A 17,878-nucleotide genomic window follows, 5' to 3' on the forward strand; every position below is an offset into this window, starting at 1 on the left:
CTGAAAGATCTTGCCAACATGGACCGGTCCGGCCGGCCCGACACCGCCGGTGGCCGGACGGCTCAGGTCGCCGAGCCGAGCACGTCGTCCGCGTCGAGGATCGTGTACGCGTAGCCCTGCTCGGCGAGGAACCGCTGCCGGTGCGCCGCGTACTCGGCGTCCAGGGTGTCCCGGGTGACCACGGTGTAGAAGTGCGCCTGCCGGCCGTCGGCCTTCGGCCGCAGCACCCGGCCGAGCCGCTGCGCCTCCTCCTGCCGGGAGCCGAACGTGCCGGACACCTGGATCGCCACCGCCGCCTCCGGCAGGTCGATGGAGAAGTTCGCCACCTTCGACACCGCCAGCACCCGCAGCTCGCCGGACCGGAACGCGTCGAACAGCCGCTCCCGCTCCCGGGTCGTGGTCTTGCCCTCGATCACCGGCACCTCCAGGTCGGCGGCCAGCTCGTCGAGCTGATCGAGGTAGGCACCGATCACCAGCACCTGCTCGCCCGGGTGCCGGGCCACCAGCGCCTCCACCACCGGCACCTTGGTGTGCACGGTCGCCGCGAACCGGTAACGCTCGTCCGGCTCGGCCGTCGCGTACGCCATTCGCTCCGCGTCGGTGGGCGTGACCCGCACCTCGACGCACTCCGCCGGTGCGATCCAGCCCTGCGCCTCGATGTCCTTCCACGGCGCGTCGTACCGCTTCGGGCCGATCAGCGAGAACACGTCGGCCTCCCGGCCGTCCTCGCGGACCAGCGTCGCGGTCAGCCCCAGCCGGCGGCGGGCCTGCAGGTCGGCGGTGAACCGGAAGATCGGCGCCGGCAGCAGGTGCACCTCGTCGTAGATGATCAGGCCCCAGTCGCGGGCGCCGAACAGGTCGAGATGGGTGAACGCGCCCTTCCGCCGCGCGGTCAACACCTGGTAGGTCGCGATCGTGACCGGCCGGATCTCCTTGCGCTCGCCCGAGTACTCACCGATCTCGTCCTCGGTCAGGGTGGTCCGGGCGACCAGCTCGCGCTTCCACTGCCGGCCGGCGACCGTGTTCGTCACCAGGATCAGCGTGGTGGCCTGGGCGTGCGCCATCGCCGCGACGCCGACCATCGTCTTGCCGGCGCCGCACGGCAGCACCACCACGCCGGAGCCGCCGGCCCAGAACGAATCGGCCGCCTGCACCTGGTAGGTGCGCAGCTGCCAGTCGGTGTTGTCCAACCCGATCTGGTGCTTCTCGCCGTCGACGTAGCCGGCCAGGTCCTCGGCCGGCCAGCCCAGCTTCAGCAGCGCCTGCTTGAGCCGGCCCCGCTCCGACGGGTGCACCACCACGGTGTCCTCGGCGACGGTGGCGCCGAGCATGCCGGCCAGCTTCTTCGACTTCGACACCTCGACCAGCACCGCCCGGTCCAGGCCGTGCAGGACCAGACCGTGCGCCGGGTCGTTCAGCAGTTGGAGCCGCCCGTACCGGTCCATCGTCTCGGCGATGTCGACCAGCAGCGCGTGCGGCACCGGGTATCGGGAGAAGGTGATCAGCGCGTCGATGACGCCCTCGGCGTCGTGCCCGGCGGCGCGGGCGTTCCACAGCCCGAGCGGGGTGATCCGGTACGTGTGGATGTGCTCCGGCGAGCGCTCCAGCTCGGCGAACGGGGCGATCGCCATCCGGCACGCCGTCGCGTCCGGGTGCTCGACCTCGAGCAGCAGGGTCTTGTCGGACTGGACGATCAGCGGACCTTCGGGCACGGGACGGCCTCCAGCGGAAACGGCGCGGACCCTCTAGTGTGCCTCGCCGGATGGCGGAACGCCGGACCGTGGTCACCGGGGCGTGGTCACCGGGGTGTGGTCACCGGGGCGCGCGCGGGAGCTGCCGGCACGCCGGTACCGCGGCAGCGCCGCCGGTTGGAATCCAGCCATTGGGAGGAAGGAACGGTCGAACCCGACCGGCGGCCACCGACCCCAGGCCGACCTTGTGGCCAGGCCGACCAGGATCATGCAGCCGGCTCGCCGGTGCCACCGCAATCCTCGCGCCCCTGCGGTGGCACCGGCCCATGCGCCCCTGGATCCCCATCAGGGACGCCGCCGTCACCGTGTCGGATCACTACCCCCAGCGATCCGGCCGGTTGTCGTGCCGGCTGGCTGACAACTGCCACTCTGCCGCCGTTACCTGCGGTGAAGCTGGCCCGAGCCTTGGAGCTTCCTGAAAACGGCAAGGGGACGGTTAGAGCGGCTGGAACGCTCTCAGTGCCGGTGTGTCGACACCCGTACGGTGCGTGCCACCACGGCCTCGTCCGCGTCGTGCGCCGGCGCTGGGCTCACGTCCGCCGGGCGTGGCCGGTACCCGGGCAGTCCGGTCAGGCCGTCGCTCTCGTCCAGGATCCGGGCCCGCGTGGCGCCCTGCAGCCGCAGCGTCACCGTGATGCCCGCGGCCGGTGCGGCGTAGAACGTGACGGCGAGCGCCCACCGGCCGTCCGGCAGCGTGCGCACCGGCTCGCCCTGCACCCGCGCCGAGCGCACCGCGGCGCCGCGCGGCAGGTAGAGGCCGAGGATCGGGGCACCGCGCGCCGAGCGCAGCCGCAGCCGCACCGTGGCGTACCCGTCGGCGTCCGGCCGGCCGGTCGACAGCACGGTGAGCGTCGGTGCGGCCAGGTCCGCCGGCCGCGCCCGCCCGGTCCGCATCGTGCCGTCGCTGCGGCCACCCAGCACCGGGAAGCGGTCGCCGACCGGCTCGGTGGCGGTACCGACGAAATGGTCCAGCCAGCGCTGCGCCGCGCCACGGTCCGGCCCGGTGGCCTGGGAACTCGCCCAGATCGCCCGGCCGGTGTTGGCGTCCAGCGCGTACGTCAGGTGCGCCGGTTCCGGGTGCGCGGCGTCGAAGCCGGACCGGGCCACCCCGATCACCCCTGCGACCAGCGTCAACACCAGCAGCCCGGCCGGCAGCAACACCGGCCGTCGCCACCCCGGCCGATCCACTGGCACCCCGTCGCCGCTCACCAGCCGCGGAACGGCCCGGTCTTCGCTCGCCGTCTCCGAGTCGGCCCGGTCTTCGCTCGCCGTCTCCGAGCCGGTCCGGTCTTCGCTCGCCGTCTCCGAGCCGGCCCGGTCGAGGCCTGCCGGTGTCGGGTCGGCCGGGTCCGGGCCTGCCGGCGGGTCGGCCCGGTTCCCGGTCGCTGCTCGGGGCGCGATCGTGTCGGCCACCCGGCCGGCGGTACGGCCACCGATCGTCAGGGTCAGCAGCGGCACCAGGGCGAACCCGGCGAGCACCACGAGCAGCGCGCCGGCCGCACCGGTGGCCAGGCCCAGCGCCGGGAACAGCAGCGCCACCGTCGGCGCCAGGATCAGTACCGCCGGCACCGCGCCGAGCGGGAACGCGACCGGTGCGGCGGCCGGCCAGCGCAGCGCCACCAGCACGCCGCCCGCGGCGAACAGTGCCGGCAGCGCCGCCAGGTACGAGCCGCCCGGCACGAACGCGGCCAACACCAGCCCCAGCAGCGCGAGCCAGCACACCCCGGCCAGCGCCAGCGCCACGCCGCCGATCCGCCGGCGCAGCAGCACGTACCACAGCGCCAGCACGCTCGCCGCGAGCAACACCACGGCGAGCCGGAGGACGCCCGGATGGTACGGGTCGCCGGTCAGCATCCCGGCGTACCCGGGACGGATCAGGCGCAGCAACGCCCACCCGGCCTGGGCCAGCACCGCCGCCACCGCGAGCGGCAGGACGGCCAGCCCGAAGCCGCTTGCCAGCCGGGGCAGCGTGACCAGCCGGCGGCGCCGGGCCAGCCCCACCGCCGCGGCCGTGGCGAGCGCCGCCAGCGCGGCGAGCGGCCACACCATCGCGCCCGGATAGCGCACCAGCAGCCCGAGCATCGGGAAGTACGTGTCGTCTCCGGTCCCGGACCGCTTCGTCAGGTCGACGCCGCCGAACGCCCGCGCCAGCGCCAACGCGTTGGCACCGTGCTGCTGCAGGCTGCCCCGGTCCATCGCGGCCGGGGTGTCCTGCGGGGTGTGGTACACGGCCGAGTCGTCGATGTAGGCGGAGTTGAGGCCGACGAAACCGGCCTCGCGGAACATCGTGAAGTCGGTGTCGTTCGGCAGCCGCCGGTAGATCTCCACCGCGAACGAGGTGCCCACCGGGTACCGCGCGTGCGCGCCGAACTGCCGCACCAGCGCGGCGTTGTCCCGCGAGGTCTCGAACATCACCACCGGCCCGCCGCCGCCGCGCGCCTCCAGGTTGAGCACCACCGAGTCGGGCGCCTCGTCGCGGTGCGCCGCGACGTACGCGGCGGCGCCGCACAGGCAGGCCTCCTCGCCGTCGGTGAAGACCAGCACGACGTCGTTGTCCGGCCGCGGGCCGTGCATCAGCGCCCGCGCCGTCTCCAGCAGCGCGGCGGTCCCGGCACCGTCGTCCGAGCCACCCGGCCCGACCCGCACCGAGTCGGTGTGCGCGACGAGCACGACCTGGCCGGTCGACCGGCGGCCGGGGATGCGGGCCACCACGTTGGACACCTCGGCGAGCTGGCTGCCGGCGCCCAGCGACGAGCTCACCCCGACACCGCGCTGCACCCTCGCGTCGATCCCGTCCGCGGCCAGCTGCCCGAGGATGTACCGCCGGTTCGCGTCCTGGGCCGCCGAGCCGACCTGGTGCACGTGCCCGCCGAGCCGCTGCACGTGCACGTACGCCCGGGTCGCGCTGAACTGGTCGGCGGGTGCGTCCGCCGGCGCCGGTGCCGGCGTCGCCAGCTGCGCCACGGTGCCGGCGGTCAGTAGCAGAATCGCGGCCCAGCCGGGCAGCCAACGCAGCACTTTCGCCTCCATCGGGGGATCCAGAAGTGACATCCGCGCCCCGGTCGCCACCACCCGGCCCGCGTGCCGCCAGCGCGGACGATACTGCCAACGTGTCGGTTCCGGGAGAGCACGAGGCGGTGCCGGCGGCCTACCCGCAGGCCACGCCGGCGGCCACGGCCACCCACCGCGACGAGACCGACGACCTGGTCTGGGTCGCGCCGCGCTGGGTCGTACCGCTGGGCGCGGTGTTCGTGGCCGGCCTGATCGTGCTCTGCTTCCTGGTCTTCTGGCGCGGGATGGGCACCTCGCCCCGGCAGTCCGCGGTCGAGGCGTTCGGGGTCGCGTTCGGGCTGCTGGTGGTGCTGTCGGTGATCGGCGCGTGCTGCCTCGCCGGCCGGCAGCGCGGGACCGGGCCGGGATCGCCCGCCGACCCGCCGGTCCGGTCCGTCGCCCGCCGCCGGTAGCGCCGGGTCAGACCTCGGCCGGGGTGGCGGAGACGATCCGGTGCAGCGAGAACGTGTGCAGCGTCTCGGTGCGGTCGTCGGCCGCCCGCAGGTAGCCGGCGCCGATCGACACCGGCCGGACCAGCCGGGACACGTTGCCGCCGTGCGCGTCCACGTACCCGACCCAGATCCGCTGCCGGGTGGTGATCGCCTCGCGCAGCACGGTGATCGCGTCGGTGGTGGAGCGCACGTCCGGGTTCGGCGCCCGGTTCGCCGCCCGCGCCGCCCGCTCGCCGCGGCGCAGCGCGGAGATCACCTGGTCGAGCTGGTCGGTGGTGAGCCGGCCGGGCAGCTCCCGCGGCGCCACCCGGGGCCGGGACCGGGCCACCGCGCGCGGCTGGTCCGGCCGCTGCGCCAGCACCACCCCGCCGGCGTCCTCGGCGACCGGCGCGTACCCCGCGTCGCGCAGCATGGAAAGCAGCCGGTGCACCTGGAACGGGCTGATCAGGACCGTCGGCGCGACCTGCCGCAACGCCAGCAGCCCGAGTCGGCGATCCGCGACCAGCTGCGCCAGCAGCGCGGTGTCCTCGCTGCGCAGGTACGCCGAGCAGGCGCCGACGCGCAGCCCGCCGTGCCGCCGCGCCACGTCGTCCACCAGGTAGGTCAGCGCCTGCGGCACCGGCGTACTGGACCGGCGGGCGAACAGTGCGTGCAGGTCGGCGGCGGTCAGCCCGGCGTCCAGGGCCCGCCGGACGCTCGCGTTGGTGACCCGGTACACGGCGGCCTGGCCGGCCGACTCGACGTCGGCGACCAGTTCCAGCTCGGCGGCGAGCGCCGGCTCCGGCGGCCCCGGTACGACCACGGTCAGGTCGGCCTGCAGCAGCACCGTGTCCACCGGCGCCGGCAGCAGCTCCGCCAGCGGTACCGCCGGGTCCGGCCCGGCCGGCACCGGCTCGATGCCGAGCGGGTCCGGGTCCGCGTCCGGCGCCTCGACGAGCAGTTCCCGGCCGTACCCGGTGAGCGCGCCGCGGCCGGTCACGCCGAGGGTGGCCGCCTCGGCGAGCGCCCAGCGGGTCGCGTCCGCGGCCCGGCCGGCCCGCCGCGGCGACCGCCAGGACAGCAGCGCCACCACGTCGTCGACCGCCGGCGCGGCCCCGGCCGGCAGCTCGGTCAGCACCCCCAGCGCGTCCCGGCGCAGCGCCGGCGCGGACAGCCGGGCGGCGCCGCCGGACAGTGGGGTGATCGCCTTGTCCTTGTCGTCCCGGGTACCGACCAGGCCGGGTTGCCGCGGCAGCTCCAGCCACGCGTACGCCAGCCGCACCCAGCGTTGCGCCGGCGGCAGCGCGCGCCAGTCGTCGTACCCGGCGGTCGGCAGCCAGGTCGGCAGCTCGCCGTCGGTACCGCCGGCCACGGCACTGTCGGTGATCAGCGCCGCGGCGGCCGCGACCTCCAGCAGCAGCGCGCAGTCGCCCTCGCTGCACCCCAGGGTCTCGGTGAGCCGGCGCAGGTCGCGTACGCCCAGGCCGCCGGACTTGAGCACCGGCGCCGGCCGGTCGGCGAGCGCGTCGCACAGTGCCGCGGTCAGCCGCAGCACCTCCATCACCTGACCGGCGCCGGCCGAGTCGACCGAGCCCGCGGACCGCACCGGGGCGTCCGGCACCGGCGGGTCGGGGTGCAGCGCACCCAGCGGGCCGACCTCCCGGCGCAGCACCAACCCCAGCTCCCGGGGCAGTTGGACGGTGTCGACCCGGTCCGGCGCGAGCAACCGGTGGTCGAGCAGCCAGCGCACCGGGCCGTCGCTGTCCGGGTCCCGCACGGTGCCGACCGGGGGCCCGGCGGCGAGCCGGTCCAGCACCGCCCGCGCGGCCGGCGGCGCGGCGAGCAGCTCCCGGCGCAGCGCACCCGGGTCCGCGGCGAGCGCGGCGACCTGCGGGTCCAGCTCCGCCGCGGGTCGTCCCAGCCCGGCCGGGTACGGCGGGCACAGCTCGTCGACGGTGTGCGCGACGTGCAGCTCGGGGTCCGGCCCGTACACGATCGCGAGTTCGCGCAGGGACGCCAGCGCGGCCCGGACCCGGCCCTCCGGTACCGATGTGGCCAACGCCACGACATCGCCGAGGGTGGTCGATCCGGTGGGTTCGGCGGCCAGCCGGACGGCGTCCAGGATCTCCAGGGTGAACCGGTCCAGCCGCTCCAGTGCGCGCGCGAGCGACAGCCGCGACTGGGCACGCGAGGACAGAGCCGACAGGTCGGCAGGTACCGGCACGGCGAGGTCCGGGCGCGCGGCCAGCAGCGCGGCGAGCTGGGAGTCGGACAGCTCGCGCAGCTGATCGACGAGACGTGTGGGCATCGTCTGCCAACGGTAGAGCCTCCGCCGCCGCCCGGTCCCTCCGGCGGGCGGACCGGCGCCGACGTGTGTCAGACTTGCCGAAGTCGCCTGGCGCCAAGGAGGAGATATGTCGGCGCACACGGGTCCGGAAGCGGTCGAGGGCCGCCCGGTCAAGCCGGGTCACCTGCCGATCAGCGAGATGTTCTCCGACCGGGCCGGCGCGGGTTCGCCGTTCGGCGAGGATCTGACCTTCCCGCTGCCGGCCGATCGGATCGTCTACCACCTGCCCGCCGAGCACGACTCCTGAGTTCAGTCGCAGCGCGGCAATGCGTGCCGTCGTGCCGGGCAGCAGTTCGCCAGCGTCCACCGGGCCGCGCGTCGTCGCGGCCGGTGGTCCGGCCCTTCCTCCCCGTCCGACCCGCTCCGTCGGGTTCGTGGCGGGGATTGTCGTGCCCGCCCTTCAGGGTTCGTCCGACGTCGACCGACGCGTCGGTTCGCCGTCACTGTCCGTACACCCAATCGTCTGAGGCTTCGGCACAGAACGAGCCCTGTACTCGGCGCTGAGTTCGGCAGTGCACGGCGCTCACGCAGGACGCCCTGTGCCACGAGGAGTGAGCATGCCAACCGATACCGCGGTGCCGCCTGCCCTGCGGGTCGTCAACTACGCGCATCGGGGCGCCTCCGGGCTCGCGCCGGAGAACACCCTCGCGGCGTTCGCCGCGGCCGCGACGCACCATGCCGCCGCCGTCGAGCTGGACGTACGACGCACCCTGGACGGGCACCTGGTCGTCATGCACGACCCGACCCCGGCCCGCACCACCGACGTGGCCCGGGTGTTCCCGGACCGCGCGGAGGCGCCGGTACACGCGTTCACGCTGGCGGAGCTGCGGCAGCTGGACGCCGGTAGCTGGTTCGACGCGCGGTTCGCCGGTGAGCGGGTGCCGACCCTGGACGAGGCGATGGACGTACTCGCCGGGCACCACCTGCGGCTGCTGCTGGAGGCGAAGACCCCCAGCAGCTACCCGGGGATGGCCGGCCAGATCGCGCACATCCTGCGCGACCAGCGCGCCCAGTGGCTCGCCGCGCCGGGCCAGGTCATCGTGGAGAGCTTCGAGGAGGAGTTCATCCGGGAACTGCGCGCCGTGCTGCCCCGCGTCCCGGTCGGGTTCCTCGGCGCACCGACCCCGGAGCAGCTGGTCGGGTTCGCCACCTTCTGCGACCAGATCAACCCGCACGCGGTGGGGCTGACCGCCGAGTACATCGAGCAGGTGCACCAGTTCGGCATGGCGGTCAACGTGTGGACGGTGGACGAACCGGACGACATGCGGACCGCGGTCGCCGCCGGCGTGGACGGGATCATCTCCAACCGCCCCGACCTGTTCACCGCCACCTTCGGTGCGTCCCCGCAGCTGAACTGAGCCATCGGCGCCGGCCCGCGGAGGTGTGCCGGTCACCGGCACGACGGTGGCATCGGCAACAGCGTCCCCGGCCGGTACCTGCGTAGGCTCGGTGGCATGACCGCCGCCGAGCTTCCCCCACTGGTCGTCGGGTTCGACCTGGACATGACGCTGCTGGACACCCGTCCCGCGATCGGCGCCGTGTACCGGCTGCTGGCCGCGGAGACCGGCACCCACATCGACGTGGACGCCGTCGTCGGGCGGCTCGGGCCGCCACTGGCCGACGAACTGGCCAACTGGTTCCCGGCCGACGAGGTCCCGGCGATGGTCGACCGGTACCGGGAGGTCTACCCCGACCACGTCGCCGCCCAGCGGGTGCTGCCCGGCGTGGTCGACGCGCTGGCCGCGGTCCGCGCCCAGCACGGCAGCGCCGTGGTGATCACCGCCAAGCATCCCGACGGCGCCCGCCGGCACCTGGACGCCGCCGGGTTCGAGGTCGCCGAGCTGGTCGGCTCGGCCTGGGCGGACGGCAAGCGCGCCGCGCTGGCCGAGCGGGCCGCCGCGGTCTACGTCGGCGACCACACCGCCGACATGGCGGCCGGCCGCGCCGCCGGGGCGTACTCGGTCGGCGTCACCACCGGCGGGTGCACCGCCGAGCAGCTCACCGCGGCCGGCGCCGACGTCGTGCTGCCCGACCTGACCGGGTTCCCCGCCGTACTCGACGACTTCCTGCGGGAGCGGCGGCTGGCCGCGCTGCGGGCCCGGCTGGCCGAGCTGGGCAGCCTGGTGGTCGCGTTCTCCGGCGGCGCCGACTCGGCGTTCCTGCTGGCCGAGGCGGTCCGGGTGCTCGGCGCCGGGCAGGTGGTGGCCGCCACCGCGATCTCCCCGAGCCTGCCGGCCGCGGAGCTGGCCGCGGCCCGCGAGTTCGCCGCCGGGCTCGGCGTCCGGCACCTGACCCCCGGTACCCACGAGATGCGCCGGGACGGCTACCGGGCCAACGAGGGCGACCGGTGCTACTTCTGCAAGGCGGAGCTGCTCGACACCGTCGGCCCGCTCGCCGCCGAGCTGGGCATCGAGCACGTGGCCACCGGTACCAACGCCGACGACGCGGTCGCCGGGTTCCGGCCGGGCATCCGGGCCGCGTCCGAGCGCGGTGCGGTGACCCCGCTGCGCGACGCCGGGCTGACCAAGGCGCAGATCCGGTACGCCTCCCGCGAGCTCGGGCTGTCCACCTGGGACAAGCCGGCCGCGGCGTGCCTGTCCAGCCGGATCGCGTACGGGATCCAGATCAGCCCAGCGAAGCTGCGCCGGGTGGAGCGCGCCGAGACGACCCTGCGCAGCGCGCTGACCGGTGCCGGCATCCCGGTGCGGAACCTGCGGGTGCGCGACCTCGGCGCCGACGGCGCCCGGGTGGAGGTCGACGCCGACCTGGTCGGCGCGGTGCGGGACCGGCCCGACCTGCTCGCCGGGCTCGCCGACTTCGACACGGTCACCGTCGACCCGCGCGGCTTCCGCTCCGGCGCGATGAACGAACTTCTGCCCGACCCCGAGGTGTTTCGGTAGCAGTCGCGGGGCTGGGATCACTGCTTCACGGCGATTCTCCAGGTGGTGCGGTGTGGCGGGCGGCTCGGTCGGTCGGGGCCGGGCGGGGGCGAAAGCTCGGTCGCCGGAGTCGGGCACGGGCGGATAATCTTGGTACGGGCGGCGCGGTACGGCCGCCCGATCGTGTGTCGCCGTCGACCACTCGTGGTGCGGCGGTGCGCGACTTCACGCGCGGCAGCCGCCGCGGGGACAGCCACGCGCGGCCGGGGTGTCGCGCGGACGAGATACGAGGTGCGCGGTGCCCACCGGGCGAGTCAAGTGGTACGACGCGGAGAAGGGCTTCGGCTTCCTGACCCAGGACGAGGGCGGTGACGTGTTCGTGCACAAGGCCGCGCTGCCGGCCGGTGCCGCCGCGCTCAAGCCGGGCCAGAAGGTCGAGTTCGGCGTCGTCGAGGGCCGCAAGGGCAACCAGGCCCTGTCGGTCCGGCTGCTGGATGCGCCGCCGTCGCTGTCGGAGCTGCGCCGTCGCCCGCCGGAGGAGCTGCACGGCCTGATCGAGGACATGATCAAGGTGCTGGAGGCGAAGGTGCAACCGGGGCTGCGGCACGGCCGCTACCCCGACCGCAAGGCCTCCGCCAAGATCGCCGAACTCGTGCACGCCGTCGCCCGCGAGCTGGAGAATTAAGGTCGCTGTGCCGCGCCTGGGGGCGCCCCTCGCGGCGTTGTCGTCGGACCCGAGAGCGTCCGCACACGGGCCCTGCTCGGCCCTGCCAGGGATCGCCCCAGGCGCGGCTCGCTCGCGTCCCCGCCCAGCAACGGAGTCTGACGAGTCCTGGCAGAAAGGGTGGCCGGCGGTCGGAAACGCCGTGGCGCGGCCGTGGCCGGGCCGGCAGGATGGCTGCCGTGCTGACGGATGTGTGGCCGCTGTTCGGGCTCGTGCTGCGGACCGGCCGGATCGAGTTGCGGCTGCCCCGGGACGACGAACTGGCGGCGCTGGCCGAGCTCGCCGGTCGCGGCGTGCACCGGCCGGACCAGCGGCCGTTCCTGACGCCCTGGACGGACGGCAGCCCCACCGACCGGGCCCGGCGGGTGCTGCGGGGTCACTGGTCGGACCTGGCCGAGTGGCAGCCGGCGTCGTGGTGCCTCGGCCTCGGGGTGTTCCGGGACGGTGAACCGGTCGGGTCGGTCACGCTGCGCGGCACCGACTTCCGGGTCGTGCGGGAGGTGACCACCTCGTCCTGGCTCGGCCTGGCCCACCAGCGTCAGGGGTACGGCACCGAGGCCAGGACCGGCCTGCTCGCCCTGGCGTTCGACCACCTGGGTGCGCGCGCCGCCCGTACCGAGGTGTTCCCGGACAACGCCGCGTCCTGCGGCGTCTCCCGCAAGCTCGGGTACCAGCCGGACGGGATCAGTGTCGACGCCCGCGGCGACGAGGCGTTGGTCTCGCACCGGCTCCGCCTCACCCGCGCCGGCTGGCTCGGCGGCGAGCACCCGCCCGTCGCCGTCGACGGCCTCGCCCCCTGCCTCCCCCTCTTCGGCCTCTGATCCGGTCGGCGCTTCCATCGTCCCGTCCTGTTCGTCGGTTTCCGGCAGCCGGGATCGCGGCCCGCTGCCCGGCTGCGTACGGTGTGCGCCGTGTCGTCGCCGTTGAGCAGCCAGATCGACGCGTTGCTGAGCGCGGGCTGCCGGAGGCCGGCATGCTCGTCGGGCTGTGTCGGGTGCTCGACGACGAACCGCTCGTGGTCGTCGAGGGGGTGCCCGCCGACATCACTCCGGTCGGCGGGCGGCGGATCCTGCTGGTCCGGCCGCCGCTCGGGGCCATGGCCTGGGCGAACGCTCGCTGCTACCAGGCGATGCCGCCGGAACTGGTCGTGCAGCGGGTGCTGGAGCCGCGGGAGACCGACGAGATCCTCCGCGCAGTCTCCGCACCACGTGAGACCGACTTCATGGCAACCGGTCGGGGGTGACCGGCTGCCACGAACCCGGGGCGGTCAGCGGAGCGGGCCGGGGAGCGGTGGGATGATCTCGGCGGCGGTGGCGCGGGTGAGCAGGGCGTCGACGGCTGCGTAGCCCTCGTCGCCGAGGTCGGCGGTGAAGTGGTTGACGTACAGGTCGATGTGCTGCTGGGCGACCGACGGGTCCATCTCCTGCGCGTGTGCGAGCACGAAGTCGCGGCTCGCGTCGGGATGCGCCCACGCGTACCGGACCGAGTCGCGGATCCAGTCGGTGGCGGCGGCCGCGTCGACGCTGTCCCGGCGGGCCAGGATCGCGCCGAGCGGGATCGGCAGCCCGGTCGTCCCCTCCCACCATTCGCCGAGGTCGGCGAGCTTGCTCAGGCCGTGGTGCTGGTAGGTGAAGCGGGCCTCGTGGATGACCAGGCCGGCGTCCCACCGGCCGGCGGCGACGCCCGGCATGATGGTGTCGAACGGCACCACCTCGACGCGGGCCGGCGCGAAGTCCGCCGCCCACAGCCGGAACAGCAGGTAGGCGGTGGACCGGTCGCTGGGCACCGCCACGGTGCCGCCGCGCAGCGCGGCCGGGTCGGCGGTCGCGCCCGCGGTCAGGACCAGCGGGCCGCAGCCACGGCCGAGCGCGCCGCCGCAGGGCAGCAGCTGGTACCGGTCGAGCAGCCACGGCAGCGCCGCGTAGCTCACCTTGACCAGGTCGTACGTGCCGCGTTCGGCGGCGTTGTTCGTCACGTCGATGTCCGCGAACGTGACGTCGAACTTCGGTGCCCCCGGTACCAGCCCGTGTACCAGCGCGTGGAACACGAACGTGTCGTTCGGGCATGGCGAGAACGCCAGCGAAAGGTTCGTCATGCGACCCCCTGGATGGAGAAAGTCCTGGTCAGGGCGGCCAGGGCGAGATCGAAACGCCAGCTCGCGGTGTCGCGCGGGCCGACCAGGTTGGAGATCGCCCGTACCTCCGCGAACGGCAGGCCCTGCTGCGCCGCGGCCGTCGCGACCCCGAATCCTTCCATGGCCTCGGCGACCGCCTCCGGGAACCGGGTGGTCAGTGCGGCGCAGGTCTCCGCGGTACCGGTGGCGGTACTGACGGAGAGGATCTCGCCGCCGATGGCGCCGGCCGGCAGCGGGAACAGCGTCGGGTCGGCGGCGAACCGGCTGACGCCGAAGCCGAGCTCGTCGACCGGGATGAAGCCGCCGGGCGACTCGGCGCCGAGGTCGGCGGCGATGCTCGCGGTGGCGACGACGACATCGCCGATCTCGGCCCGGCCGGGGTAGCCGCCGGCGATCCCCGCACAGATCACCGCCTGGTACGGCGCGCTGTCGGCGATCGCCGTGGCGATCTCGCGGGAGGTGCCCGCGGCGGCCTGGGTGGGGCCGACGCCGACCTCGACCACCGTCACCTCGGCCGCGTTCGGCGCGAGCGGGTCCGGAAGGACGGTGGCGCCGCCGAGCCCGGCGAGCACCGCGTCGCGTTCGGCGGCCACCGCGGTGGCGATCAGCAGGCGAGGCAGCATCCGCCCATTGAAGCACCGCCGCCGAGCCACCTCGCATCCTCACAGACCTGCCCGCCCCGCGGAACCGACGCCGGCCCCGGCGGGGGTGTGTGGCTGGTGTCCTTTGCTCTGCGCACTCCAGTGCACCGCTGGTGGTGCAGGTGAGTGTCCAGAGCAAAGGGACGCCGCAACGGGCCGTGACCCCGGGCCGGTGGTTCATCGGGCACCGGTGAGCAGCGTGCCGTCCGGTGACGCGCGCCCGGCCGGCGACGCGGCCTGCCGGCCGTGTTCGCGCCTGGCGGCGTCAGCCTTCCGGCGGGGTGTCGCGGTGCGGGCGGTACAGGTGGTAGCCGGGCGGGACCAGCGGTTCGGTGTCTGACTCGTCGGCGGCCGAGGTGGTCGCGCCCGGCATCCGACGGGTCGACCCGGCCCCGGTCCGACCGGCCCCGCCCCGGTCGGACGCACCCAGGTCCGCCCCGCCGCGGTCGGTCGCGCCGGCGCCGGGCCGGCTCCGTTCGGTGTCGGCCCGTTCGGTCCCGGGGTGCCGGCCGGTACCGCCGGCCGGCCGCGCCGCCGCCTCGACCCGTTCGGTCGGGATGTCGTCCTCCGATCCTCGCCGCGGGACACCGCGCAGCCGTTCGGCCCGCAGCGACCGGGCCCACCAGCCGACTCGCACCGCCGCGGCCAGCACGCCGGCGGCGAGGATCGCCACCCCGGTGGTACCGCCGAGCGGGATCAGGCCGATCGCGCCGCCGAGCACGAACGCCAGCATCAGCAGCGTCTCGGAGTGCGAGAACGCCGACGCGCGCAGCTTCTCCCCGATGCGTTCCTGGATGATCGCGTCCACCGACAGCTTCGCCACGCCCGAGCAGAACGCGGTGAGCAGGCACAGCGCCGCCGCCGTCCAGGCCGTGTAGAAGACGGCGGCGGCGATCCCGGCGAGACCGGTCAGCGCCAGCCCGATCGCCTGCAGCAGCAGCGGTCGGCGGATCGTCAGCCGGGTGCACACCGCGGTGGCGAGGAACGAGCCGACCCCGAGGCCGCCGACCACCAGCGCCAGCAGCGCGGTCTGCGGCAGCTGGTAGCCGGCGAGGCGGACCGCGAAGTCGCCCTCCCGGATCCGGAACGCGAAGAAAAGGGTGAGGAAGCCGTACCCGGCGCGCAGCGTGGCACTACCGGCGAGCGCGGCCCACACCAGCCGCCCGGTCAACACCTTGACGCCGACCGAGCGGAAGACCTGGAAGATACGCGGCGGTGTCTCCGGCGGCTCGGAGTCGGCCTTCGGCGGCAGCCGCAGCGCCACCACCATGCCGAACACGAACACCACCGTCGCCAGCCGCAGCGGCCACTGCGGGCCGAGCCAGGCCAGCGCCACCCCGATCGCACCGATGACGCCGCCGGCGACGGTACCGAACAGGGAGGCGCGGGCGCCGGCCTCGACCAGGCCGAGCCGGGGCGGCAGCAGCCGGGGGACCGCCGCCGACCGGGCCACCCCGTACGACCGGGAGAGCACCAGCACCCCGAACGCGGCCGGGTACAGCGCGATCGTGTTCATCTGGTCGGAGATCACCCAGGCCAGGAAGGCGCGGCCGAGGAACGTCACCGCCAGCGCGTACCGCCGGCCGTGCCGGAACCGGTCGAGCAGCGGCCCGACCACCGGCGCCAGCAGCGCGAACGGCGCCATCGTGACCAGCAGGTAGAGCGCCACCTTGGTGCGGGCCTCGCTGGTCGCGCCGGCGAAGAAGATCGTGCCGGCCAGCCCGATCGCGACCAGCGCGTCCCCGGCGCACGAGGCGGCGTGCAGGTCGAGCAGCCGGATCATCCCGGTGTCGCCGGCGCCACCGCGGTCGCGCGCGGTGCGCACCCGGCCGGCCGCGCGCCGGGTCAGCCACTCCACCGCACCGACGACGCCGGTCACACAGCGCACGATCAACCGCAGGACGACGGCAACCGGACGCAGCCAGGACATGCCCCCCATCCTGACGTACCGAGAGCAGCGGGGCCATCTCTGCCGGCGATCCCGCCGGCCGGGTGGCGGTGCGGTGCGGGTGGGTGAACCCGGTGCCGGGCCGGCGGCGGCTCAGCTGGTACCGGGGTGCAGGTGGTGCAGCTTGTCGGGGTTGAGCACGGCGAACAGGTGCTGGATGCGCCCGTCCCGCACGGCCGCCGTGACGACCTGCTGGCCGCCGTCGACGCTCAGCCGCAGCGCCACCGACCCGTTCACCTCGACGATCTCGGTCGCCCCGATCGGGTACCGGGCGACCAGCCCGGCCACGAACGCGAGCACGTTGTCCCGGCCGGACACCGGCCGCAGCGCGGCCCGTACCCTGCCGCCGCCGTCGTTCCAGGCGGTGACGTCCTCGGCGAGCAGCGCGGTCAGTTGCGCCAGGTCGCCGCCGCGCGCGGCGGCGAGGAACCTGGTCAGGATCTCCCGATGCTCGTCCGCCGACGGCTGGTACCGGTCCGGGCCGTCGGCGAGCCGCCGGGTGGCCCGGTGGTGCATCTGCCGGCAGGCGCCGGCGGTCAGGTCGAGCATCCCGGCGATCCGGTCGTACGGCAGCGCGAACGCCTCGCGGAGCAGGAACACCGCGCGTTCCGGTGGGGACAGCCGCTCCAGCAGGTGCATCGTCGCGTACGAGACGGTGTCCCGCAGCTCGGCGGTGTCCAGCGGATCCAGCGCGTCGGTCGCCACCGGCTCGGGCAGCCACGGGCCGGGGTAGGTCTCCCGCTTCGCCCGCGCCGACCGGAGCTGGTCCAACGCGAGCCGGGACACCACGGTCAGCAGGAACGCGCGCGCGTCCCGTACCTGGTCGCGGTCGGTGCGGCGCCACCGCAGGTACGCCTCCTGCACCAGGTCCTCGGCGTCCCACATGCTGCCGGTCATCCGGTACCCGAGGCCGAGCAGCAGCCGGCGGTGTTGCTCGAACTCGTCGCTCACCGCCCCATCATGCGGACGCATCGGTGATCCCGTGCAACTCGGCGGCGAAACCGTCCCGCCAGGACGCGTACCGCGGGCGCCAGTCCAGCGACAGCCGGGCCCGGGCGTTGTCGGCGCCGCGCAGCCGGGTCATGAACGCGACCCCCCAGCCGCCGACCGCCAGCCGGGCCAGCGCGGTGGGTACGTGCTTCGGCGCCGGCCCACCGGTGAGCCGGGCGAGCGCCGGCAGCCACTCGGGTACCGGCGCCGGCTCGTCGTCCACCACGTTCAGCACGCCCGGTACCGGCCGGTCGAGCGCCGCGACGATCGCGCTGGCCACGTCGGCGGCGTGGACGAAGGAGTAGGTGGCGGCGCCGTCGCCGACGATCGGCAGCCTGCCGGTGCGCGCCGAGCGGGCGAGCGCCCCGTCCGCGGCGAACGCCGAACCCGGCCCGTACAGGTGGCCCAGCCGCAGCACCAGGCCGCCGGCCGCGGTGGTCTGCCGCTCCAGTTGGCGCAGCGCGTCGAGGACGGGGACGAACTGGCGCGGCGGGTTCGCCCACAGCGGGGTGTCCTCGTTGGCCGCGCCGCGGCCCGGCTGGTACGCGTAGGCCAGCCCCTGGCTGATCAGCCGGGGGGCGCCGGCACGCCCGGCGGCGGCGAGCAGGTTCCGGGTCCCCTCGGTACGCAGCCGGTTGGTGAGCGCGAAGTCCCGGGCCAGGTGCCGGGGGTCCGGATTCGCCGGGATCGCGGTCGCCATGTTGACGATGGCGTCCGGTGCGGCGGTCCGTACCGCCTCGGCGACGGCGTCCGGATCGAGCGCATCGCCCCGTACCGGGTGCCCGCCGAGCTGCCGCACCCGCCGCGCCGTGGCGTCCGAGCGGGCCAGCCCGTACGTCTCGTGTCCGATCTCGGTCAGCAGCGGCAGCAGCTGGCGGCCGACGACCCCGGTTGCTCCCGCGACGAGTACCCGCATGGCTCCTCCGTCACCTTCGTGCGCCGGGTGCCGGCGCGTTCACCGGGAAGACGGGCGACCGGCGAC

At 74.9% G+C, this 17,878-nt stretch carries 14 protein-coding genes and 1 pseudogene; 7 read left to right on the forward strand and 8 right to left on the reverse strand.

Translation table 11 applies throughout. The features are described from left to right. Positions 1-62: 62 nt before the first annotated feature. Together Athai_RS01615 and Athai_RS01620 are read right to left on the reverse strand one after the other, a co-directional pair. On the reverse strand, positions 63-1,712 hold the full coding sequence (locus tag Athai_RS01615; RefSeq protein ID WP_203959812.1) for a DNA repair helicase XPB: 1,650 nt from the start codon (positions 1,710-1,712) through the stop codon (positions 63-65). Positions 1,713-2,207: 495 nt separating this feature from the next. Next, a complete protein-coding gene (locus Athai_RS01620; protein WP_203959813.1) occupies positions 2,208-4,781 on the reverse strand; it encodes a M28 family peptidase in 2,574 nt (857 codons plus the stop codon). Positions 4,782-4,861: 80 nt separating this feature from the next. Here Athai_RS01620 and Athai_RS01625 point away from each other — a divergent pair, with 80 nt between their 5' ends. Next, positions 4,862-5,215, forward strand: coding sequence for a hypothetical protein (locus Athai_RS01625; RefSeq protein ID WP_203959814.1), 354 nt, complete (start codon positions 4,862-4,864; stop codon positions 5,213-5,215). Positions 5,216-5,222: 7 nt separating this feature from the next. On the opposite strand, the gene Athai_RS01630 is transcribed toward Athai_RS01625, so the two are convergent. Beyond that, positions 5,223-7,541, reverse strand: coding sequence for a helicase-associated domain-containing protein (locus tag Athai_RS01630; protein ID WP_203959815.1), 2,319 nt, complete (start codon positions 7,539-7,541; stop codon positions 5,223-5,225). Positions 7,542-7,647: 106 nt separating this feature from the next. Here Athai_RS01630 and Athai_RS01635 point away from each other — a divergent pair, with 106 nt between their 5' ends. From Athai_RS01635 to Athai_RS01660, 6 genes are all read left to right on the forward strand, one after another. Continuing rightward, complete coding sequence (locus tag Athai_RS01635) at positions 7,648-7,827, forward strand: hypothetical protein (RefSeq protein ID WP_203959816.1); 180 nt, start codon at positions 7,648-7,650, stop codon at positions 7,825-7,827. Positions 7,828-8,137: 310 nt separating this feature from the next. Beyond that, a complete protein-coding gene (locus tag Athai_RS01640) occupies positions 8,138-8,938 on the forward strand; it encodes a glycerophosphodiester phosphodiesterase (RefSeq protein WP_203959817.1) in 801 nt (266 codons plus the stop codon). Between the two features lie 96 nt (positions 8,939-9,034). Then, a complete protein-coding gene (gene larE / locus Athai_RS35015) occupies positions 9,035-10,480 on the forward strand; it encodes an ATP-dependent sacrificial sulfur transferase LarE (protein WP_203959818.1) in 1,446 nt (481 codons plus the stop codon). Positions 10,481-10,757: 277 nt separating this feature from the next. After that, on the forward strand, positions 10,758-11,144 hold the full coding sequence (locus tag Athai_RS34665; protein ID WP_203959819.1) for a cold-shock protein: 387 nt from the start codon (positions 10,758-10,760) through the stop codon (positions 11,142-11,144). A gap of 209 nt (positions 11,145-11,353) precedes the next feature. Beyond that, positions 11,354-12,004, forward strand: a complete 651-nt coding sequence (locus Athai_RS01655) for a GNAT family N-acetyltransferase (protein ID WP_239156653.1) — start codon at positions 11,354-11,356, stop codon at positions 12,002-12,004. Positions 12,005-12,156: 152 nt separating this feature from the next. Beyond that, on the forward strand, positions 12,157-12,426 hold the full coding sequence (locus Athai_RS01660) for a hypothetical protein (RefSeq protein ID WP_203959821.1): 270 nt from the start codon (positions 12,157-12,159) through the stop codon (positions 12,424-12,426). 24 nt (positions 12,427-12,450) lie between these two features. Here Athai_RS01660 and Athai_RS01665 read toward each other — a convergent pair whose 3' ends face one another. The 5 genes and pseudogenes from Athai_RS01665 to Athai_RS01685 all read right to left on the reverse strand — a co-directional run bounded on the left by Athai_RS01665 (position 12,451) and on the right by Athai_RS01685 (position 17,812). Continuing rightward, positions 12,451-13,278: a 1,4-dihydroxy-6-naphtoate synthase gene (locus Athai_RS01665; RefSeq protein ID WP_203959822.1), complete on the reverse strand. Its 828-nt coding sequence runs from the start codon at positions 13,276-13,278 to the stop codon at positions 12,451-12,453. Next, positions 13,275-13,937, reverse strand: a complete 663-nt coding sequence (locus Athai_RS01670) for a futalosine hydrolase (protein ID WP_203965266.1) — start codon at positions 13,935-13,937, stop codon at positions 13,275-13,277. Before Athai_RS01670 ends, Athai_RS01665 begins: the two co-directional genes overlap by 4 nt. Before the next feature lie 198 nt (positions 13,938-14,135). After that, positions 14,136-15,897, reverse strand: a pseudogene (locus Athai_RS01675) (MFS transporter). A gap of 102 nt (positions 15,898-15,999) precedes the next feature. After that, positions 16,000-16,857, reverse strand: a complete 858-nt coding sequence (locus Athai_RS01680; protein WP_239156655.1) for an RNA polymerase sigma-70 factor — start codon at positions 16,855-16,857, stop codon at positions 16,000-16,002. 7 nt (positions 16,858-16,864) lie between these two features. Beyond that, entirely contained in the window at positions 16,865-17,812 is a 948-nt protein-coding gene (locus Athai_RS01685; protein ID WP_203959825.1) for an NAD-dependent epimerase/dehydratase family protein, read from the reverse strand. Positions 17,813-17,878: the final 66 nt, after the last annotated feature.

Source organism: Actinocatenispora thailandica (genome assembly GCF_016865425.1).
Taxonomy (GTDB): Bacteria; Actinomycetota; Actinomycetes; order Mycobacteriales; family Micromonosporaceae; genus Actinocatenispora; species Actinocatenispora thailandica.